This is a genomic window from Vibrio sp. S12_S33 (assembly GCF_963889785.1).
Classification (GTDB): Bacteria; Pseudomonadota; Gammaproteobacteria; order Enterobacterales; family Vibrionaceae; genus Vibrio; species Vibrio aestuarianus.
Genome location: NZ_CAWPQZ010000041.1, coordinates 1 through 21,291, shown reverse-complemented (window position 1 = coordinate 21,291; position 21,291 = coordinate 1). Strand labels below are relative to the sequence as shown.

Genomic DNA, 21,291 nt, shown 5'->3' with positions numbered 1-21,291 from the left:
CTTATTCTACGCGTAGTTGGCGCAGCTCGCAGCTACAGTCGTAACAGATTCGTGAAGGTCAGACCAGACTTAGTGCAAATTAGTTCGTCTATTTGGCATTTTCTGTGAGACAAGGTACTCTTAGCGCCCCGAAATTGGTGAGAACAAACATGAACTACGCGATTCATTTTGAAACGTTACTGCAAGTAAACTTAGTCGTTACTCCTCGTAAAAAAGTCATCAAACACAGCTTAGTTCGAGTCACAAGTGGCTTGGCCTTGTGTAAATTGGGTAAACACGAGTATTCGATTGAAGCAGGACAAGCATTTTGGATACCTTTAGACTGTTTGTGCTCACTGACTTTTTTTCCAAACACACAAATCCAAAGAGTAGATTTCTCGGCACGTCTTTGCGTACCGTTTCCACATCAAGCCGGCTACGTAACGCTTTCGGAGCTAAGTTTAGCTGCCATCGACAAGCTAAACCAGTGCAAGCAAAATGACGAGATTTACGCTCACCTACTGCAAGTGCTTAAACTGGAAATTGCCCAACTTAAGCCAAAAATTGAACTGAATCGTTTAAGTCATGATATTTCGACATGGCAACCACACAAAGAAAGCCACTTATCGGCAGAATGCCAAATGGTGTTAAGGGTACGCGAGGCTCAAAAACGCAAGCTATCTGGTACTCAAATATCACAGATCATTAGCGAACTATTTAATGACGACATGCAACAATATCATCAGCTTTTTTCTTTAGTACTAGGTGAAGAAAGATAAATTTACTAGAGCGTGTTGATCTTTACTGTACGTTTTATGCTCAGCAATGCATTGGTAGCCACATTAACATAAATGCCAGCGATACCATGCTGGCATAGTTCCTTTTCAACTTGTCATATCTAGTTGATATTGCTCGATAATGCTTGATTTTAGCAAACGCATTTTCAACTAAATGACGATACTTATATAAACACCAATCCATACTTTCCTTGTCTATATCTTGCCCATAGCTGCGTTTAGCTATGACGGTTGTTCCACCTTTTAATTGGACAAAATGTCGAAAGGGGTCACTATCATAGCCTTTGTCACAAACAATGGTATTCACTTCATCTAACTGTTCTACAAGGCTTTCGGCATGGACAATATCGTGTCGTTGCCCCTCAGAAAGGTCAAAACAGATAGGTAATCCACCACTGTCTACAGCTAGATGGATCTTAGTTGAATTACCGCCATGACTCTTTCCAATGCACTCACTATCTGGTGTTGCCGCACCAGTACTATGCAGATGAGCACGGACAATTGAACCGTCTAGAAAGACTCATTCAAAATCAGCCATGCTAGATAACTGATTGAAAAGTAGTTTTAAAATGCTTTTTCTAGGCCAAAGGTTGAAGCGTCTATAAACGGTACTCCACTCACCGAATTCAGAAGGTAAATCTCTCCATGGCACGCCAGTTCTCATTCGAAACAGTATCCCTTCGAAAGTCATCCGATGCTCTGGTTTATTATAAACTCGACCGGTACTCGTCATCACTTGAAGTAGCTTTTCCCATCGTTTATCAGTTAGCATTGTCCTTGGCATGGTGAACTCAGTTGTGATTTGTTTTTGGCGAAATGATTATAACCTTCACCATGCCGTTCAAAAAATCATCACGAAAGGTCAACAGTCCCTAACTAAAGATTGATTTTTTATTAGTTAAATGTCTAATCCTTAGTTATACTAATGATATTTTAATTAGTAGAATCAAATAAGTTGCAGATAAGTAGAAGTGAGGTCACTGCCATAAGCATAGATGCACTATGTGATTGGGATAAGCGAACGTTGCCAACACCGCTGCAGCTTCAAGTAAGAAAGGGATAGTTCATCAGACAGAAGGGACTGACTATGAAATTCAGCCATAAGATTGTTGCTGCATCCTCATTGTTATTACTCGCCACCGTGACTTTGCTGACTACACAACAATATTTAACCGTTCAAGAAGAAATAAAATCCCAAGTTGAAACAAGTGTAACGGAAATTGTTGATGGGATGCGCAATACCGTTGGGGCTGAGATTAATAGCCGTAAAGCTATTGCCGCCTATGCAACCAGTATGCTTGAAGTGGATTTATCACCTAAAAATATCTCAAGTGTAATTACTCGGCCTGTGGTTAAAAATACCTTCCTGCTTGCCGGTATTGGCTTTGAAAAAGATGGCTCCCGCATCAGTAATGACCCATTGTGGAACCCCGGCTCCGATTGGAACCCACGTATTAGACCCTGGTACATCGATGCTAAAAATGCAGATAAGCTCATCATTACCGCTCCTTATGCCGACTCTACGACAAATGAAATTTTGGTCTCTATTGCTACCCCGGTAAAAGACAATGGCAAATTTATTGGTGCCATCTTTTACGATGTGAGCTTGGCAGGTTTGGCTGAACTGGTGAATACCGTCAAACTGTTTGATGCTGGTTATGTGTTTATTGTATCTGGAGATGGAATCACCATTGCTCACCCTAAAAAAGAGTTCAATGGTAAGCCAATGAAAGATTACTTAGGTGGGACACCTTTGGTAGAAAACCCTCAGCAAGCTGTAATCAATGATAAAACTTACACTGTCGATTTTTCTAAAGTACCTGGTGAAAATTGGTATGTAGGTGTGGTTCTTGATGAGGAGATAGCTTATGCCTCATTGACTAAACTCCGTAACAGTTCAATTATCTATACCTTGATAGCGCTAGTGATCAGCATTGCGTTACTCTTAGTACTGATTCGCATATTGATGCGTCCGCTCGATGCGCTCAATAAGGCAATACAAAATGTGGCTTCAGGTAACGGAGATTTAACTCAACGCCTTGCAACTGATACTGACCAAGAATTCTCTGTCTTAGCGGTCGGATTTAATACCTTTACTGAAACTCTGCAACAAAGACTGATACAGTCAAAAGCCATTGGTTCAGAAATTCTAAGAGGCTCTGAAATAACCTCGATTGGCTTACAAGAATCGGCTGAAGCGATGCGTGATCAACTGCATGAGTTAGAGCAACTTGCTACTGCCATGCATGAAATGGCAACCACATCCGGTGATGTTGCTAATAATGCCCAAGGTGCAGCATCAGCAGCCAAAGATGCGGATGATGCAACGCAAATCGGTACCAATGTTGTAGCTCACACAACTCGGGCTATTGATAATCTATCCGCTCGTATTGATGAGGCAGTAACCGAAGTGAGCGCTTTGGAAGGCGCTACATTAAATATTGAAACGATTTTAAAAGTGATCAATGACATTGCCGATCAAACCAACTTATTGGCATTGAATGCGGCTATTGAAGCAGCTCGTGCTGGAGATTCAGGTCGCGGCTTTGCTGTGGTAGCGGATGAGGTTCGAACGCTTGCTCAACGAACTCAACAATCTACGACTGAAATTCGTAATATGATTGAAAAACTGCAATCGAGTGCCACTTCTGTCGCTAGTGCCATGCATCACAGTAAGAGTACTGCGGGTGAAGCCGTCAATAGTGCCCAAGAAGCAAACGAAGCGCTGCTTAAAATCCGAGAGGCGATACAACAAATCAGTGATATGAATATTCAAATAGCTTCTGCCGCTGAAGAACAGAGTTTGGTTGCTGAAGAAATAAACAATAATACGGTAAAAATTAAAGATCTTTCTGTTCAAGTTGCAGATGCAGCAGACAGTGCTAACATCGCGATGCAGTCTCAAACTGAAAACATTCGTGAGCAGGATGCAATTTTGAATAAATTTACGGTGTAATTATTCATATTGAGGCTCATCGCTTAGCACTAAATGAGTTTATTAGATAGTGGCGCAAAATCTGCGCCATTGTTTGATGATGGAGATAAATCGCTATTTAGCCCACAGCATACAACTTGAGCGGCCAACCATTTCAATCTTAATGTTTTTCTCTTTTGGAACAAACACCTGCTGCGATAGAAGATCTATCATCGAACTGTCCCACTTAATTTCGACGGTTTGATTACGCAGTGACTTATTCAATACCACTAAGCCTTGATCGCCCCGACTGAACACCAGAAGATCATCATTCGCTTCTAGCGTTTTCATCGGTAGCCCATGCATTTTATTGTGAAATGCAATTCTCGCGGCCATCAAGGGTGTACACCACGCATCTTGCCAACGTGGCAGACCTTGCTTGTTGAGGATACCACTGGTGTTTAAATCGGTATAAATCAAAGGCACACCACCATCTCGCCCAAGAACGTAACTATAGGCGAGATCTTCAGAGCCTTCATCCATCACCGAGTCTAAAAACACGTCGTTATTCGGTATATCATGAGTGATGGCAAACGTAATTGCGCGGCTGTTAGACAGTGCTTGTCCAAAACAATATGGATCAATGAGCCACTTCAGGCTACCTTTCTTTTGCAGCGCATCAAACACCGTTTGAAACAGCGGAAAATCATAAGCACCTAACGTAGTTTCCTTTAAATAAGGCTCTAAGAAGATCTGGTATTCTTCTTTTGTTGCGCCGCCATCGGTAATGATTTCACCAAAAATATGCATATCTTGCGTAATGTCATCAACCCACACTTTTTTCAGATGTTCAATGGAAATATGTTTTGCCGCATCGATCCTAAAACCTTTTACACCCAACTCTTTTAAGGCTCTTAAATAAGCTTGCTGCTGAGACACCACATGATCATTGTCTCGCAAAGTTGGTAAACCAGGGTCGTGCGCTCCACCAGTAATGCGCCCATGCTGAACTTGCCAACGGTCTTTCCAATCTTTAATGCCGAAGGCTTCAACAAAATCATCTTCGTCAAATAACGGCTCTTGCAAGTCACCAAATAGACGTATCTTTTGATAATACTCGTGCTTCTGTTGGTAAAGCGTTAGATCTTGGTTACTTGGATACTGTAGATCTAATCGCAGCTTCGATTCATTTGCCATGTGATTAAACACTACATCGACATAGACTCGTAATCCATGCTCGGCTAGAGCTGCAATCATCGCTTTAAAGTCATCGGTATCTCCCAGTTGGTTATCAATGACACGATAATCTTGTGGTTGGTAGCGCTGCCACCACTGAGTACCTTGATCGTTTTTCAACGACTTCATGGCAGGAGAAACTAATACCGTTTTATAGCCTAGTTTAAAAATCTGCTCGGCACGCTCTGCCACTAGGCGATATGGCCAGTCAAACGCATGCAAAATAACATCTGTTGATTGAACATTTGTCATACTTCTAATGTTCCTATTCGTCATGAACGATTTACAAGTTGAAAGAGGCCGAACCTCTCAATGCTTCACTTGCTTCCTTGAGCACGCATCAATATCGCGCACTAAACACTTGTTGAATTATAGGCAACCTAGACACCACGCCATCAGCCTTAATTGAATAATTTTTGTATGAGGTAGAAGGCGTAGAGCAAGATGAAATTGCGCCTAACGAGATACCGACAAGATTAACTTCCCTAGATAAACCAAGATGAGTAACACCGAAAGATAAAAGGATGGATAAAACAAAGCAGATGGAGTGCTGAAGTTTTGACCCAAGAAGGCACCTAACATGTCACATGTTTATCCTGACAACCTAGCTATAATTGGATAAGACTATTGTGCAAATACACTAGAGGGAACCATGAAAAAGCTGCGTATTGATATCGTTTCTGATGTTGTTTGCCCATGGTGCATTATTGGTTACAAACGACTAGAACACGCCTTATTGGCGGTAAGTGATACCATTGATGCCGATATTCACTGGCATCCGTTCGAACTTAATCCTGCAATGCTAACCAATGGTGAAAACTTAAAAGAGCATATTGCTAAGAAATATGGAACATCAACAGATACAAGCCTACAAGCGCGGCTGACACTCACCAAACTTGGTAAAGAAGTAGGCTTTGAATTCAATTTTAGTGACGATATGCGGATATACAACACTCGTAAAGCACACAAGCTCCTGATGTGGGCAAACAGCCAAGGTAAACAACTTGAGTTAGCAATGGCGCTATTTCGTGCCTACTTTACTCTCGGACAAAATGTCGATGATGATAATGTACTGCTTGAAACCGTCAGCAATCTTGGCTTAGATAAGCAAATCTGCCAGGCAGTATTGAATGATGACTCCTGGGCAAAAACGGTTTCAGTCACAGAGCAACAATGGTTAGAAGCAGGGATTCAAGCGGTTCCAGCTTTGATAATAGAACAACGTCATTTAATTTCAGGAGCGCAAACAGCAGAGATGCTTCAAAAAGTACTGCAAGACATTGCACAGCAGTTGCCGACAACACATTAGCTCTAGCCATCAAAAAGGGCACAACGTAGCGTTTGTGCCCTTTTATATTTATACCCAAACACCTTGAAGTTGCAGATAAACGAGTGTAGCCAACACTGTTACTGCTTCAAGTAGGAAAGGGATGATAATGGTTTGTTAATGAACCGGTGTATCAGTGTCAGCAAAGAACTGGCCAAAGTGTTTTTCAAGCACCTCTGGGGTTAACTTGCCATCCGCTTCCAACTGTTTCAATTCTGCCACTATCGCTTTTTGTTCATCCAACGATGGTAGCTTAACTTCTGGTTCATCAGCTACTTGCTGAGATAGTTGCTCTAGCTCTTTTTCAAAATCGCTCATTGTACTTACCTAAAATTAACGCAATAAGGGGAAGTGTACCGATTTCCCCTTCATGATTCTAGAGCTTAAAGCTACCAACCATTTTGTCTAGACGACCAGAAAGATCACGCAGTTCTTGGCTCGCTTCTGCAAGTTCTTCTGCGGTACTGGTCGTCACCTCATTGATAGAGTTGATCTCTTCAATATTTTGGTTAATGGTATGAACCACAGTTGATTGCTCTTCAGTTGCGGTTGCAACTTGTGTGTTACGATCCGAAATATCATGAATACGATCAGATATGTTAACCAATACATTCACCGCTTCATCAGAGGCGGATACACCTTCTTGCGTCACTACCTTACCAGATGCCATCGCCGTTACCGCATCTTTGGCATCATTTTGTAACTGGTTAATCATCTTCTGGATCTCTTCCGTTGAGGAAGCAGTACGGCTTGCTAAGTTACGAACTTCATCAGCAACCACAGCAAAACCGCGCCCTTGTTCACCCGCACGTGCAGCTTCGATCGCCGCGTTCAATGCTAGCAAGTTTGTTTGATCCGAGATATCACGAATAACATCCAAAATTGATCCGATATCTTGCGTGGTTGACGCTAGTTGCTCAACGACCTTACCAGTATTTTCAATATCTGCCGCCAATCGGCTGATCGCATCTTTGGCTTTATTGACAACGGCACGCCCTTCATCGGTATTACCAGAAGCTTGATTCGCCGTTTCAGCAGCCGTTGCTGCGTTAGAGGCAATTTCACTAATGGTCGCACCCATTTGGTTGATCGCGGCAACAACTTGAATCGTTTGATCGCGTTGCTCTTGGCTGTTGTTGTGAGTTCGGTTTGATTTTTCAGAGACACTTTCCGCTGCCGATTGAAGAGCATGACTTGTTGACGCTACTTCTTTCATCGATTGGTGAATTTTCTCAATAAAACCATTAAAACCAGTAGAAAGCTGAGCTATCTCATCGTTACCTTTCACTTCAATACGTTGAGATAAATCACCGTCACCTTTACCTAAATCGGTAAAACGTTGAGCAATCTGCTTGATTGGGTTGGCAATACTGTTGGCTAAGAAGATACCCATAAAAATGAAAATGGCTGCAACAATCAGTGTTGTGATCAGCATTTTTTGAGCCACAGCTGTCAAGTCGGCAAACACTTCAGCAACAGGCACAGAACCAATAACAAACCAATCCATTGATTTAACATAAGCACTAGCCACAAACACTTCTTGGTCTTCATAAGTTGCCGTAATGAGATTGAAGCTGTCTTTGTTCAATAATTGACTGGCTTGTGAACCGTAGAGCTGAGTCAACGACGATCTGGCTTTATCTTTACGCTGATGAATTTGCACGTCGCCTTTTGAGTCAGTCAAAAAGACAAAACCCGTATCCTCGATTTTAAAACTATTGAGTAAGTTGACCATGTCATCCATTGATTTAGACAAACCAGACATGGCAACGCCACTCACATTTTGATAGTTAGCGAACATTTTAACCTCACCAGAGGTTTCTTGGAACATACTCACCATGGTGCTTTGATTTGACTGAGTAAAACCAAAAAACCAACCATCTTGTTGCTGATTTAGCTGACGAAGGAAACCATCCTGGTTCCAATAATAAGCCGTTTTCCGGTTTGCCACTGAAGCGTCATTCAATGAGTACTGACTACGCACATTGTTAAGTTGCTTAACCAACATCGCTTCTGTCACTGCGTCAAGATCTGTCTGCTGAACCGCTTGTTTAATAAATTCATTATTGGCGAGTTGTTCTGCAGAAAATAGTAGCTGAGAAACCTCACGATCAATCTGACTGCTAATTTGTTCAAGCATCGTAGGTAGTTCGATGTCGATTACGCTATGCTCTAACACTTCATGAGCTTGGCGCTGTGCCATAACCCCGACAATAATGGTTGAAGCTAGTACAGCAAAGGTAATGCCTATCACCACCTTCTTTTTAATACTCATTGAATTCAATTGGAACATCATTTCTGCCCTTAATTAATGGCTAATTGGGAATAACTGTTACTTATCGCCCATGTAGGAATTTTCTTGATATTTTTATTGATAATAAACTTATGGACAAGCATTACCTTTGGAAATGGATAATTGACCCCATAATAATAGACGAATATGCCATGATTACAGAGCTCCAATCAAGCAATGGCTCAATAATTGACCGAACAGTCCGTACTTCACACTTTTAATGGAACTTTTTTAGAAGATAATTCACTAACTGTTCAAAAATTGGGAGAACCAAACCTTATGCAGTCGCTTGCTTTTCAGTCTTTACAACAGCACTTAAACCAACAAGTTATTGGTCAGCAATCGTTAGTAAAACAGTTGCTCGTCGCACTTCTTGCCGATGGGCACATTCTGGTCGAAGGACCTCCTGGTTTAGCAAAAACACGAGCGGTAAAATCCTTAGCAGACTGCATAGAAGGCGACTTTCATCGCATCCAATTCACACCAGATTTGTTACCTGCGGATCTCACGGGTACAGATATCTTCCGCCCAGAAACAGGTGAGTTTATCTTTCAAGCAGGGCCAATTTTTAACTCTCTTGTCTTAGCCGATGAAATCAACCGCGCACCAGCTAAAGTACAAGCGGCAATGCTAGAAGCCATGGCAGAGAAGCAAATTACCGCAGGTAGAAAAACTTATCCACTGCCTGAACTCTTTTTAGTAATGGCAACACAAAACCCGATTGAGCAAGAAGGAACTTACCCTCTTCCAGAGGCGCAGCTTGACCGCTTCTTACTGCATTTAAATGTTGACTACCCAGATGCTGAAAATGAACTCGCTATTTTACGCTTAAATCGTGGTGAAGCACAGGGTATCGAACAAACCGCACCGCCTAAATTAACGCAAAACGATATTTTTTCTGCTCGTCAGGAAGTACTGAACATTCATATGGCAGAGCCGATCGAGCAATATATAGTGCGATTAGTGATGGCTACTCGCCAGCCAGAAAGCTATGACGCGAAACTGGCACAATGGATAGAACTAGGAGTGAGTCCACGCGCGACCATTGCTCTTGATCGCTGCGCACGCGCGCACGCTTGGCTGAGCGGCCGAGATTTTGTCAGCCCTGAAGATGTTCAAGCGATGGTCTTTCCTGTATTACGTCACCGACTGTTACTGACCTACCAAGCCCAAGCTGAAGGAATCCATCCAAACCAAGTGATCTCCCACTTACTTTCATTGGTTGGCAGTGCCTAGCACTAAGGTTTTGTATGCCTCACTCACAGACAAAACATCGTTCTCAGATCAAAAACACCGCCCTACCAGAATTTAGCAACGGCGTCAGTTTGTCGCTTGAAGAGCTGCTTCCATACAAGCAGCAAGCGATACATTGGTTACCACCAGCGAAAAGCTTGTGGGCTCAATTACTTGGTCAGCATCAAAGTAAACAACTCGGTAGAGGCATGGACTTTACCGAAGTACGTCAATATCAAGCGGGTGACGATATCCGGTCGATCGATTGGCGAGTCACGGCTCGCACTGGGAAACCTCATACTAAATTATTCAGTGAAGAGCGGGAAAAACCCGTCATTTTATATGTTGACCTCAGTACATCAATGCAATTTGGCTCCCAGTTAATGCTGAAATCGGTGCAAGCCGCGCATATGGCGAGCTTACTCAGTTGGCTAAGTGTGGCGAAAAATGACCGTGTAGGTGCCGTGATCGACACCGGAAATGCGTTAGTTGAGTTAAAACCGACCAGTCGTCAAAAAGGTCCGTTGCAGTTGATTCAGCAATTAGTCACGATACAAAACCAGCAGCTCAGTAGTCTCACCTTAACCAAACGGCATGCTCATTCAATGCACAATGGTTTGATGGCATTGAATCGTTTATGTCCTAAAGGCAGCGAAGTTATTTTAATCAGTGATTTTGTCCATTGTGATGAATCACTAACACCACTACTCAACCAGTTGCATCGTCACAACCGTGTGCGAATGGTGCATATTTATGATCCGCTCGAGCAAGGAGAGACCCAATTTCGTGGTTTAGAACGGGTAACCGATAACCAACAGACGAGCTGGCTCAACTTTTCGACAAATAGTACACGCTTAGGGTTAAAAAAAGCCTTTGAATCTCAAAAAGAAAAACTAAAATCATTGAGTCAATCTATGGCAATTTCTTATACCTCACTCTCTAGTGAGAAACCTTTGCTGCAACAACTATCCGGATATAAAGAATGAAGGAATCATCAACTGCTACACCTTTAGATTTAAGCGCCATGCAACTGCCAGAATTACCTTCTTGGTTTCCATTGGCTTGGGGCTGGTGGGCAAGTGCGGCTGGAGTGCTGCTTTGCCTGCTGATCATCGTGCTAGCGATTCGTTGGCGTCGTAAACGTCTTGCACCGAAAAAAACCGCGCTGCGTTTGCTTAATTCACAATTTAGCCATTTAACACCTTCATCTGCGATTGAGCTGCTTCGTCAAGCGGCTTTGTGTTATTACCCACGAATGGAAATCGCGCATTTAACCGGGAAAGAGTGGTATACCTTTTTAGATTCTCAAATTTCTGCCCCTCTTTTTGTTCCTAATGAAAACTTGTGGCAACAAGCTTTATACCAAAAGCAAAATACTGAACAGAACAAAGAACTGATTCAGCACTGCTATCAATGGGTAAATGATGCGTTGCCGCCAAAGAAACGGAGATAACTAAACTTTGGCAAATATAGAGTTATTGTGGTGGTGGGCGTTATTGCTGCTACCACTACCACTGGTTATTTATCGATTCTTACCACCAGTAAAAGAAAGGGCAGCCATTCACCTGCCCTACCTTCCAAAACAAGATCAGATATCGTCACCACGCAATATCGCCATAAAAGCTATCGCCACCGCAATTTGGTGTTTGCTGATACTCGCTGTTGCCCGCCCAGTTTGGTATGGCGACCCGGTAACGACACAACCTAAGCACCGAGATTTAATGCTCGTGGTTGATCTCTCCTACTCCATGAGTCAAGAAGACATGCAGCAAGGTGGGCAATACATAGATCGTTTGACCGCGGTCAAAAATGTTCTATCTGATTTCATTCAAAAGCGCGAAGGCGACCGTCTTGGTTTAGTGCTATTTGCTGATCACGCTTATCTGCAAACACCATTGACCTTGGATAAAAACACGATTAGCGAGCAGTTAAACCAAGCGGTACTCAAATTAATTGGGACTCAAACTGCAATTGGTGAAGGCATTGGACTTGCCACTAAAACCTTTATTGATAGTGATGCTCCACAGCGAGTCATGATTCTACTTAGTGACGGCAGCAATACCTCGGGGGTTTTAGACCCATTAGAAGCCGCAAAGATTGCTAAAAAATACGACGCCACCATATACACCATTGGCGTTGGTGCTGGTGAAATGATGGTTAAAGAGTTTTTTATGACTCGCAAAGTCAACACTGCTCAAGATCTTGATGAAAAAACACTGACTGAGATTGCCAACATTACCGGTGGAAAATACTTTAGAGCGCGTAATAGCCAAGATCTCGCCAACATATACGACACCATTAACCAGCTAGAACCAATTAGCCAAGCCACTCAAACATGGCGTCCTCAAACTGAATGGTTCGGTTACCCGCTTTTGGCAGCACTTATGCTTTCTGTAATCTTGATCGTGCTGAGGAGAAACCATGTCTGATTTTGTTTTTCTCAATCCATTATGGCTATTGGCGCTTTTCCCTTTGGCGGCCATTTTACTGTGGTTGACTCTGCGCTCGAAACAGCAGACCCTTATTGCCCCTCATTTGGCCAAAGCGTTAGGCATAACAAACAACAAACGCCAATCGACAGCACTTTCCTTGATTAGTTTTTGCTGGCTACTCGCTGTCGTTGCACTTGCCGGACCTAGCTTTCAAACCGAAGCTCGCCCTAGTTACAGTAATAGCAATGCACGTGTACTGGTGATGGATATGTCAATGTCGATGTATGCGACTGATATTAAACCCAACCGTTTGACACAAAGCCGTTATAAGGCGCTCGACTTACTCGCTCACTGGAAAGAAGGCAGCACAGGGCTAGTCGCCTACGCCGGTGATGCATTTACCGTTAGCCCACTCACCAGTGACAGTGCAACTATTAATAACTTGTTGCCGAATCTTTCACCGGACATTATGCCCTATTTAGGATCCGATGCCGCCCGAGGCATTCAATTGGCGATAGAGATGATGACCCATGCAGGTCTTGCTCAAGGGGATATTGTGCTGCTCACCGACGATATTGACTCACAAGAACAAGATGAGATTGAAAAACTACTCGCAGGGACCAATTGGAAGCTGATTATTATGGGGATAGGAACTCAAGCAGGTGCCCCCATCGTATTGGCCGATGGCTCGATGTTTAAAAACGACGCTGGACAAACCGTGGTCGCTAAGACCAACTTTGCGAATATGCAATCCCTTAGCCAATCGGTGCAAGGTATCTTTACACCAATTCGTCTCGACAATAGCGATATCGATATCATTGCTCGCCTTACTCAAGCAGAAAACCCCAATGTGGGTGCTCAGAACAAACAAACCGTCGAAGACAGAGTGAATAATGGATACTGGTTACTCCTGTTGCTTATGATTCCCTGCTTACTTTTATTTCGTCGTGGCTTTATTTTTTCCCTCGCCATCTTGTTTCTTCCGATGCTGCAAAGTCCAAATGCCGAAGCTTCGCCTTGGCTCAACCAAAACCAGCAAGCAAAACAAGCCTTTGATAACGAAGACTATCAAGGTGCCAGTGAGCAATTTACTGACTTAGAATGGAAAGGTATTGCCCAATATCAAGCCGGGGATTATGCAGCAGCGGTTAAGACGCTTTCTCAATTACCCAATACAGATGCCCGTTCTCAGTACAATCTCGCTAACGCTTACGCGCAAAATGGCGAGTTAGTAGAAGCCAAAAAACGTTATGAGCAAGTACTACGCCAACAACCAGACCATGCTGATGCTCAGCACAACCTTGATGTTGTGACTAAAGCTTTACAGCAACAGCAACAGCAACAGCAACAGCAACAGCAACAGCAACAGCAACAGCAACAGTCTGAATCGCAGCCCAATAAGGATCAACAGCAAAACTCACAACAAAACCAAAACAGCGAACAAGATTCTTCCTCTCAGTCATCTGATAGCAACAACGCAGATAACCAGCCAAGCCAATCCCAAAATTCAAAGGGACAGAGTGAGGAGGAGCAGCCAACGGCGCAAGACAACCAGCAGCAGTCGGCAGAACAATCGCCCGCAGACAGCAAACCCAACGCCGAAGCACAAAAACCTGAGCCATCTCAGCGCGAGAGTGAGCAGGAAAATGCAGACAATTCTCCATCTGTTGATGCCACTCAAACTCAAAATGCCTCAAGTGAGGCAGAAAAAGAGCAACAATCTGTTACGGCACAAGCGATGGAAGCAGATACCAGCCAAACCATTGATCCAGAATTGCGAAAGTTAGAACAAGTGGAAAGCGCCCGTGACCCGAGCCGCTTGCTCAAAGCACAAATGTTCTTACAAGCGAAACAAAGAGAAGAAAGCCAAGTTCAACCTCCACAAAACAACGGTAAAAAGTGGTAATCATGAAACAAGTTAATCGTTCATTTTTTGCTGTCATCATCAGCTTATTCATTGCGCTGAATGCGTTTATCTCCACCGCCTATGCGACGACGCTTTTCGCAAGTGTCAGTAAAAATAAAGTCGTCAAAAATGAAGTTTTCCAGCTGCGAGTTGTAGCTGATGAAAAAACGTCATCGGACGCGATTGATTTTAGTGTGCTAGAGAATGATTTCTTTCTGGGTCGTCCCAGTTTTGGTACCTCAATGAATATCATCAATGGAGACAGCAGCACCCGCAGTGAATGGAACGTTTCGCTGGCCGCGAATAAGCTCGGAATTATTACTATCCCAAGCTTCACTTTAAATGGAGCCAAAACGCAGCCCATTTCTATTCAGGTTGCCGCTGACACTCAAGAGCCTGAGCAGTCGGATTTGGTTGAAATGCAATCTCATTTAGAACGTAAAGAGCTATATCCGAATGAAAGCACTTACCTTAATGCGCGCTTAATCATAAAAGCCGATCCTAGAAGGTTGCAAAACCCTCAAATTGCGGCTCCTTCAGCTCAAGGCGTTGAATTAAAGCCAGCCGGAGAAGCAAACCAATATCAAAGAGTATTGGATGGCATTGAAGTCACCGTGGTAGACCAAAAATTCCAAGTCACGGCAAAAGAATCTGGTAGCTTTACTGTATCGGGGCCTGCATTTAAAGGTGGCCTAGTTTATGGCAGCAACCAAACTGGCAATACTCGTCTGATCCAACTTGATGTCCCCGCCAAAACGTTCCCTTTAACCGTATTGCCTAAACCAGAAACTTACCAAGGTACGTGGCTACCAACGTCTCAATTAACACTTGAGCAAACATGGCGTGATGCAAGCAGTAAAGTGACAACTGACTCCCCCTTCCACACGAAAGTAGGTGAATCATTAACACGTGAATTAGTGTTAACGGTCAAGGGGATATCCCAAGAGCAGCTACCTAATTTAGCCATCAATTATCCTGACACCATACGTGTTTACGCAGAGAAACCGCAATTCACAACATTGGACAATGGCGACGTTAAAATGACGATCAAACAGGTGCTAATTCCGAATACGATCGGCAATATCCAACTTCCAGAAGTGAATGTCACCTGGTGGGACACTCAAAGCAAATCGCAAAAATATAGCAAAGCAAGTGCATTAACTTTGAATGTTGAGAAAGGAGAATGGCTTGATCAATCGTCAGCGACACCGATTACACCACAAAAAGCGCAGACAGTAACCATTAAAGATGCTGGATATTGGCCTTATTTTACCGCTTTCTTCGCCCTACTTTGGGTAGCAACCATGATCGTCGCTTGGGCATTTAGAAATCAATCCTCAGATCCTACAACAAATTCATACTCGGATCTTAATCAAGAAGATAGCAATGAATACACTCTGCTAAAAAAAGCATTATCCCAAGGTGATGGCGTACAAATCAGTTACTGTTTGACGCAGTGGCGTGCTGTCGTTCAACTAACCGAGGAAGAAAAAATAACATTGGATAACGAATTAAACGCACTCAACAAAACACTCTATACAGCACAAGAAAGCCCTTGGGCTCCTGGAAATTTAGAGAAACTATCCACTCGTATTCAAAAGCAACAAGCTAAGCGCGCTAAAAATAAAGCGCAACCTCTTGCAAAACTCTAGCGTGCACTTCACGCTTTTAACGCAATGATACGCATATAATAAAGCGTCCCAAAGCCAACATAAGGAAACAGTGGCATGCAAATCAAGAGTACATCCTCTGCATTAATTATGGGGTTAAGTGTGATCCTCGGACTCGGTGTGCTAGGCTTTTTTGTTCAGCAAACTGCCATCAAGTATAAAGAATACGAACGCGTAGTCACTGTAAAGGGGCTCTCCGAAAGAGAATACCCTGCTGATACCGTCATCTGGCCTATTCAATTTACCGTTGCAGACAATGATTTACCGACCATGTTTTCCACCATCGAAAAACAAACCCAAATGGTGACAGAGTTCTTAGCCAGCCAAGGCATTGCAGACAACAACGTTTCTTTGTCTTCACCTGCTGTTATTGATAAAAAAGCGCAGCAATACGGTGGAGAAAACTCAGTTGAATTTCGCTATTTAGCCAATCAAACCATCACGGTTTACAGCAATCAAGTTGACTTAGTTCGCTCCGCCATCAACAAACTCGGAAACTTAGGCAAACAAGGTATCGTGTTCAATCAAGATCCTTACAACAACCGAGTCAATTACTCATTCTCGGGACTTAACGACATCAAGCCCGATATGATTGAAGAAGCGACCAAGCAAGCAAGAGAAGTGGCAGAGAAATTCGCCAAAGACTCACAAAGCTCGTTAGGGAAAATTAAAAGAGCATCTCAAGGACAATTCAGTATTGTCGACCGAGATAACAACACGCCTCACATCAAAAAGATACGTGTGGTTTCAACGGTAGAATATTACCTATCAGATTGATAAAGCACCAACATAGGCCAAGAGGAAGACTAGAAATATCTGACTATTCGACACATAATAACGGATATTTTTATTACTTCTGACCATGCAGTATTTCTATGATACGAATGCTATACCTAATTTCGATACTGTCTTGGCCGCTTGTTAGCTACGCTGATGTTGATCTTGTCAAAGTCGATAAATCCAAACGTAGAATGTACCTACTTGATGGGCAAACCGTAGTTCAGGAATACCGAATTGCTTTAGGAAAAAATCCGCAGGGGCATAAGTTTAAAGAAGGCGATCAACGTACACCAGAAGGTCGCTATTATCTTGATTATATTAGCAATGATTCATCATACTACCGCTCAGTCCACATTACCTATCCGAATCATCAAGATACCGTCCTAGCCATGAAATCAGGGGTAAATCCTGGTGGCGACATAAAAATTCACGGCTTAAAAAACGGCTTTCAAGTAAAGCCAGAATTCATTCAAAGCTTTGATTGGACTGATGGGTGTATTGCCATCACCAATGACCAAGTGGATGATTTTCTCAGTCGAGTAAAATTAGGCACACCCATAGTCATAGAATGGTAATGAATACTCAAAATAACCATCCCCTATACCTAAACAACTTGAACTTAAAACTGCAGTAAGAAATATATAACAGCAAAGCGATGGAAGCCTTGCTAAATTGATAGTTATGCTTTTATCCCTAAACAAATTAAAGTTCAGGTAGGTGGCAAGTGAATTCACCCCCATGAGCATAGAAAAACTATGTGGTTAGGTTAAACGAATGTAGCCTGCGCCCAGCAGGAAAGGGATAGAGCTTTTATTTTAATTAGGGAAAGGTGGATAACTTTTGGTATGGGAAAGTCCCTTAGTGATGTGTCTAGTCTGACTGGAGCAGAACAGTATTATAGAAACCCAAGGAAAAAAGGGGGGGGTAGGAGCGCATTTTTCCGTAACCTATTGACCAGCGTTCATTAAGCAAGACAAAGATTCTTCGACTTGCTTACCTTGAGCTCAAAGAAGAACCACAACTTGAAAGTGAGGCTCTTCAAATAGGTTTACTATAACAGCTAGACTGTTAATTTATATCTGAGATATACGTCCAGAATCTGTTATTGGTTTTATTGGTTGGGAAATACCAATAACGACCATCACTACCTAATCCTGAAAGTTTAAATAGTTCTTTATCCCCATTGTAAGGATTATCGCACACATACAGATCTCCAACGGTTCCAATTCGATCATAATCTCCCCATCGGTGATAGGTCTCATCTTTCTTATACCCATTTACGGTGTACGACAAAGGTGCTTTAACCGGGTCAATTGCTCTTTCGACTAACACATTCCCTTTACATACAATCGCAGCGCTTTGTGGAAGATCTGTTTCAGGTATATTAACATGGAATTTATTCATCGTATTGCTATTGCTACGAACATCAGAAAGCTTAAAGTTCAACGACTGACCATTGCGCGTCTCTACCTGCAGCTGACAATTATTGACAGAAAGGCGTTCATTATCATTGCTGTAAGCAAAACCATATGAGCCATGTAGGGCTGGGTAAATGTAACTAGGCAATATTCCTTTAGGATCGTAATAACCCACAAGAGTGGTAACTGGAATACCAAATGAAGTTGGTACTCTTGCAATTGTAAGGTCTGGAGCTTCGCCTTCATTCCACGTTGTACCGTCAGAGGTATAGGATGTTTTCAATCCATTATAAATAAGAACAGAATCGCCATTAATCTGAAGGTGGCTATTGTATGCTGCTCTATGATTGATCGTGATAGTACGACCTTTATTACTCTCGGATGCCATAGGAACATTGATATACCTAGTCCAGTTACCGTTGTACATCCCAATGGTAACTAAAGAATAATCATCAAATAAACTTATTAGATAATCTTCCGATAAATCGTTGATTGACGCATTCACTTGCTCTCCATCCATTACCCTATGCTGATAGGGTTCCATTGTTTGGGTGACCGGATCCCATTTTCTAAAACCAGTATCAGAATCTACTGAAAAAACGATTTTTGACTCTAAATTACGCTGAATGTTGGCGGCAGTATAAGGAGTGTAAAGAGTGAACCGATTAATCGCCGACATGGGCCCCCCTCCAGCCATGGAATCGGAGCCAAACTTTCTACCGTCGAAAGGTGCTTGGCACTCACCATTGAGGCAGGCGCTCTGATTACTTTTCTTCGATGACATGTTCGGAATAAACTTGTTCAGATCGGCATCCCAGCCCCAAGTGGAGTTTACGACATCAGCTTGACGGTGGATAGAACCACTAAACCCACCGGGGTAATGACCTATGCCGAAGTTGTGTCCAACTTCATGACTAAATTCATTACCCAGTGAGGTATCTAGAGTCACAATCCCGCCGCCACCAGAACCTCCGTGAGTCACTACACCGTTCTCATAATTACCGCGGCTGTTATGAGCTGCTAACTGCGATGCTAAATAGGGATGCCCACTTTCGCCTTCACTAATAGAGCTGTTGATGCCATAGTTGGCGTTATCAATGCCGATAGAAATGAGTTCTTTCCCAATACGTTGACGCATCGTACCATGATGCCATCCACCAGTGCTTGGGTCAAAGTCGGTCAGCAAGGTACCGTTCGGCAGCATGACTTCAGGTAAATAAAGTGATTCGTATTGGCTAACGGTCAGACGACTAACTGGCACGGTTTGGAAATATTCACGGTGTGCTGAGGTATCTTTCGCAAAGTGAAAAGCGTCACGGGGCTCAGTTAACATGCCAATATCAATGGTATGGATGAGTAGTTCTGTAGGTGCACCTACTTTTATGCCGTTTAGCTCACCAGAAAGCTCCCCATGAGTGAACTGCATCTTGATACCTGGTTGAATCCAGTTTGGCGGGAGTTTAAGACTCCAAGTGTTATCGGCATAAACTAGCTTATTGTTCTCTAGTTCACCTTCACAAATCCATTGACCATTTATATGTTTAAATACGAGCGTATTACCACGGGTAATGGTCGTAGAACGATCACTATAATGTATATTTGACGAGTACCCAGCCCTTGACGTCACTCTTACAACTTTATCTGTCATTGAGGCTAAATTTGGTAGGTAAATATTTCTGGTCCACACGCCATCTGCGGTATTAATCTCAACTAAATTATTGGTTGTTAATGTTGTTTGAAGAAACGCTGCACTAGGATCATTAAGCTTGGCCATTGCTGCCGATGAATTAATAGTAGTAGAGGCTCCTTCAATCGGCGTAAAATCAATGGCATAAGCTGTTTTAGGTAATTGGCTAGGGGGATTAAGATTCATTGTACCTAGGTTACGACCTTGGTTATCAATTGCAGTAACACGTAATGGTGTGGCAACATTTAGATCACTTCGCTTAGGTTTGACCATAATCAGTGACGCTCTCAGGGCTGTCAAGTAAGGTTGAACATCACCCTCTATTCCATGTTTTGATGGCATGATCTGGCTTTGGGCAAATGATACCGACGCTTCTAAGCTACCAACTAAATCACTCGGCAAGTCATTGTTATTAAAGACTGTAAAATCAGAAGGTGTAGTGGTTGACTCTGTCGCTTGTTCTGTAGCATAAACAGAACTAAAGGCTAAAATACTAGCCACTATGCCGGCGATATAGGTGATTTTTGGACGGGAGTGAGTGGATGAAAAGTTGCGTCGTTCCGAGGAAACTAATGACGGATTATTATGTGACATGTTGTACACCTTTATTCATTAGGAGTTATTAACGAAAAGGGCTTCAACCAAGATAAAAGCTGTTGATAAAGCTATGGCGGCTCCGCTGTCATAGGCTATATAACCCTTAAACCGGTAGCTTTGCGTCCTAGCCTTTCGACTAGTTTGCCCTTTATATACTATATGTAAGATTTTGATTTAAAATAAATATTAAATTACCTCAACCTCCTTAGCTCGACGTCTTACACAGGTGTAGTGCGAACCAAGCAAGCGGGATGTTAGTGAGCTTGAATACGGAGTCTAGAAAACCTTGCAGCGTTCTCAATAGCATAGAGAAAACGCGCTTCACCATAACTGCCTGATTTAGTTCCATCTAACTATGCAACTAAAGATCAATACAAATTAAAGTGCAACAAGCGTATAACTATTTTGTATAGTTACTTCAGCGTTTTCTATCTTATAGACTTAGCTCGGCTGCAATATTCAGTTTTGACCAGACTCTACACTTGCCATTCGTCCCGTGTTTTTTGACGTTCCACTCGCCTTCACCATAAACCTTAAGGCCTGTTTACCTTTATTCGGATAATTTAAATTAACCTGAGATCGGTTTAAGCCATCGCCATTAATCCTGATTTTTCAGTGGTTGTTATGTTCAACGATGGCTTTTCTGGTTTTAGGCAGTACGCAATTAACCCACCAAGTAAGTTCAACATGAATCCATGCAGACTCCTGTGTCTAGAATGCTCTATCTGAGAAATATTCTTTAGTTGATCGTTGATGGTTTCAATGATGAACCGCTTAGACAACATTGCTCTGTCCCAAGCCGCTAATACCATCCTTTTTCAAGTCTGCTGTTAGCGCTTTACTGATATAGCCTTTATCTGCATAAAGCTTATCTAATAGCCCTTTTGACAGCTCACGAACGGGTTTTCTGTCATCCGTATTAGCGGGGGTAAGTTTAGCTGCCACAATATCACCAAGGTGATTAGTGATAATGTGAAGCTTAAAGCCGTAAAACCACCCCATCGTACCTTTACCTCTTGCCG

15 protein-coding genes, 4 pseudogenes and 1 riboswitch are annotated in these 21,291 nt (G+C 42.7%); of the genes and pseudogenes, 11 read left to right on the top strand and 8 right to left on the bottom strand.

Annotated elements, in window-relative coordinates; translation table 11 throughout:
• Positions 1-149 precede the first annotated feature (149 nt).
• Positions 150-758, top strand: a complete 609-nt coding sequence (locus AACW06_RS15545; RefSeq protein ID WP_192075765.1) for a hypothetical protein — start codon at positions 150-152, stop codon at positions 756-758.
• 40 nt (positions 759-798) lie between these two features.
• Here AACW06_RS15545 and AACW06_RS15540 read toward each other — a convergent pair.
• Positions 799-1,560 (bottom strand): annotated as a pseudogene (locus AACW06_RS15540) (IS5 family transposase).
• A gap of 303 nt (positions 1,561-1,863) precedes the next feature.
• Between AACW06_RS15540 and AACW06_RS15535 the strand changes: the two are divergent.
• A complete protein-coding gene (locus AACW06_RS15535; protein ID WP_192075764.1) occupies positions 1,864-3,732 on the top strand; it encodes a methyl-accepting chemotaxis protein in 1,869 nt (622 codons plus the stop codon).
• A 93-nt stretch (positions 3,733-3,825) separates the two neighbouring features.
• Here the strand turns inward: AACW06_RS15535 and AACW06_RS15530 are convergent, their stop codons facing one another.
• Positions 3,826-5,178 (bottom strand): alpha-amylase family protein, encoded by a 1,353-nt coding sequence (locus AACW06_RS15530; RefSeq protein ID WP_192075763.1) that lies wholly within the window; start codon positions 5,176-5,178, stop codon positions 3,826-3,828.
• Positions 5,179-5,578: 400 nt separating this feature from the next.
• On the opposite strand from AACW06_RS15530, the gene AACW06_RS15525 reads away from it, so the two are divergent.
• Positions 5,579-6,235 (top strand): DsbA family oxidoreductase, encoded by a 657-nt coding sequence (locus AACW06_RS15525; protein ID WP_192075762.1) that lies wholly within the window; start codon positions 5,579-5,581, stop codon positions 6,233-6,235.
• 135 nt (positions 6,236-6,370) lie between these two features.
• On the opposite strand, the gene AACW06_RS15520 is transcribed toward AACW06_RS15525, so the two are convergent.
• On the bottom strand, positions 6,371-6,571 hold the full coding sequence (locus tag AACW06_RS15520) for a restriction endonuclease subunit S (RefSeq protein ID WP_192075761.1): 201 nt from the start codon (positions 6,569-6,571) through the stop codon (positions 6,371-6,373).
• Between the two features lie 58 nt (positions 6,572-6,629).
• Positions 6,630-8,546, bottom strand: a complete 1,917-nt coding sequence (locus AACW06_RS15515) for a methyl-accepting chemotaxis protein (RefSeq protein ID WP_192075775.1) — start codon at positions 8,544-8,546, stop codon at positions 6,630-6,632.
• Positions 8,547-8,825: 279 nt separating this feature from the next.
• Here AACW06_RS15515 and AACW06_RS15510 point away from each other — a divergent pair, with 279 nt between their 5' ends.
• The 8 genes from AACW06_RS15510 to AACW06_RS15475 all read left to right on the top strand — a co-directional run bounded on the left by AACW06_RS15510 (position 8,826) and on the right by AACW06_RS15475 (position 17,142).
• Complete coding sequence (locus AACW06_RS15510) at positions 8,826-9,782, top strand: AAA family ATPase (protein WP_192075760.1); 957 nt, start codon at positions 8,826-8,828, stop codon at positions 9,780-9,782.
• A gap of 14 nt (positions 9,783-9,796) precedes the next feature.
• Positions 9,797-10,765: a DUF58 domain-containing protein gene (locus AACW06_RS15505; protein ID WP_192075759.1), complete on the top strand. Its 969-nt coding sequence runs from the start codon at positions 9,797-9,799 to the stop codon at positions 10,763-10,765.
• On the top strand, positions 10,762-11,232 hold the full coding sequence (locus AACW06_RS15500; protein WP_053311082.1) for a DUF4381 domain-containing protein: 471 nt from the start codon (positions 10,762-10,764) through the stop codon (positions 11,230-11,232). The genes AACW06_RS15505 and AACW06_RS15500 overlap by 4 nt, the downstream gene beginning before the upstream one ends.
• 7 nt (positions 11,233-11,239) lie before the next feature.
• Positions 11,240-12,208: a vWA domain-containing protein gene (locus AACW06_RS15495; RefSeq protein ID WP_053311083.1), complete on the top strand. Its 969-nt coding sequence runs from the start codon at positions 11,240-11,242 to the stop codon at positions 12,206-12,208.
• Complete coding sequence (locus tag AACW06_RS15490) at positions 12,201-14,117, top strand: vWA domain-containing protein (RefSeq protein WP_192075758.1); 1,917 nt, start codon at positions 12,201-12,203, stop codon at positions 14,115-14,117. Before AACW06_RS15495 ends, AACW06_RS15490 begins: the two co-directional genes overlap by 8 nt.
• Positions 14,118-14,119: 2 nt before the next feature.
• The gene (locus AACW06_RS15485) at positions 14,120-15,769 is read left to right on the top strand and encodes a BatD family protein (RefSeq protein ID WP_202884082.1); all 1,650 of its coding nucleotides are present in this window, start codon (positions 14,120-14,122) and stop codon (positions 15,767-15,769) included.
• Between the two features lie 75 nt (positions 15,770-15,844).
• Positions 15,845-16,564 carry an SIMPL domain-containing protein gene (locus AACW06_RS15480; RefSeq protein ID WP_192075756.1) on the top strand — a complete coding sequence of 240 codons (720 nt, stop codon included), beginning with the start codon at positions 15,845-15,847 and terminating at the stop codon, positions 16,562-16,564.
• 98 nt (positions 16,565-16,662) lie between these two features.
• Positions 16,663-17,142, top strand: a complete 480-nt coding sequence (locus AACW06_RS15475) for a L,D-transpeptidase family protein (protein WP_192075755.1) — start codon at positions 16,663-16,665, stop codon at positions 17,140-17,142.
• A 493-nt stretch (positions 17,143-17,635) separates the two neighbouring features.
• Here the strand turns inward: AACW06_RS15475 and AACW06_RS15470 are convergent, their stop codons facing one another.
• From AACW06_RS15470 to AACW06_RS15460, 4 genes and pseudogenes are all read right to left on the bottom strand, one after another.
• On the bottom strand, positions 17,636-20,266 hold the full coding sequence (locus tag AACW06_RS15470) for a M66 family metalloprotease (RefSeq protein ID WP_192075754.1): 2,631 nt from the start codon (positions 20,264-20,266) through the stop codon (positions 17,636-17,638).
• Positions 20,267-20,338: 72 nt separating this feature from the next.
• A riboswitch (cyclic di-GMP riboswitch) is annotated at positions 20,339-20,425 on the bottom strand.
• A 36-nt stretch (positions 20,426-20,461) separates the two neighbouring features.
• Positions 20,462-20,603: pseudogene (locus tag AACW06_RS15465) on the bottom strand (transposase); the annotation flags it as partial.
• Positions 20,604-20,708: 105 nt separating this feature from the next.
• Positions 20,709-20,813: pseudogene (locus tag AACW06_RS21040) on the bottom strand (IS5/IS1182 family transposase); the annotation flags it as partial.
• A 40-nt stretch (positions 20,814-20,853) separates the two neighbouring features.
• A pseudogene (locus tag AACW06_RS15460) lies at positions 20,854-21,291 on the bottom strand (IS982 family transposase); the annotation flags it as partial.

What these genes read in the sequence shown, in the direction of transcription:
- AACW06_RS15545 (WP_192075765.1), top strand. Translation starts at nt 150, where the DNA reads ATGAACTACGCGATTCATTTTGAAACGTTACTGCAAGTAAACTTAGTC.
- AACW06_RS15535 (WP_192075764.1), top strand. Translation starts at nt 1,864, where the DNA reads ATGAAATTCAGCCATAAGATTGTTGCTGCATCCTCATTGTTATTACTC.
- AACW06_RS15530 (WP_192075763.1), bottom strand. Translation starts at nt 5,178, where the DNA reads ATGACAAATGTTCAATCAACAGATGTTATTTTGCATGCGTTTGACTGG.
- AACW06_RS15525 (WP_192075762.1), top strand. Translation starts at nt 5,579, where the DNA reads ATGAAAAAGCTGCGTATTGATATCGTTTCTGATGTTGTTTGCCCATGG.
- AACW06_RS15520 (WP_192075761.1), bottom strand. Translation starts at nt 6,571, where the DNA reads ATGAGCGATTTTGAAAAAGAGCTAGAGCAACTATCTCAGCAAGTAGCT.
- AACW06_RS15515 (WP_192075775.1), bottom strand. Translation starts at nt 8,546, where the DNA reads ATGTTCCAATTGAATTCAATGAGTATTAAAAAGAAGGTGGTGATAGGC.
- AACW06_RS15510 (WP_192075760.1), top strand. Translation starts at nt 8,826, where the DNA reads ATGCAGTCGCTTGCTTTTCAGTCTTTACAACAGCACTTAAACCAACAA.
- AACW06_RS15505 (WP_192075759.1), top strand. Translation starts at nt 9,797, where the DNA reads ATGCCTCACTCACAGACAAAACATCGTTCTCAGATCAAAAACACCGCC.
- AACW06_RS15500 (WP_053311082.1), top strand. Translation starts at nt 10,762, where the DNA reads ATGAAGGAATCATCAACTGCTACACCTTTAGATTTAAGCGCCATGCAA.
- AACW06_RS15490 (WP_192075758.1), top strand. Translation starts at nt 12,201, where the DNA reads ATGTCTGATTTTGTTTTTCTCAATCCATTATGGCTATTGGCGCTTTTC.
- AACW06_RS15485 (WP_202884082.1), top strand. Translation starts at nt 14,120, where the DNA reads ATGAAACAAGTTAATCGTTCATTTTTTGCTGTCATCATCAGCTTATTC.
- AACW06_RS15480 (WP_192075756.1), top strand. Translation starts at nt 15,845, where the DNA reads ATGCAAATCAAGAGTACATCCTCTGCATTAATTATGGGGTTAAGTGTG.
- AACW06_RS15475 (WP_192075755.1), top strand. Translation starts at nt 16,663, where the DNA reads ATGATACGAATGCTATACCTAATTTCGATACTGTCTTGGCCGCTTGTT.
- AACW06_RS15470 (WP_192075754.1), bottom strand. Translation starts at nt 20,266, where the DNA reads ATGTCACATAATAATCCGTCATTAGTTTCCTCGGAACGACGCAACTTT.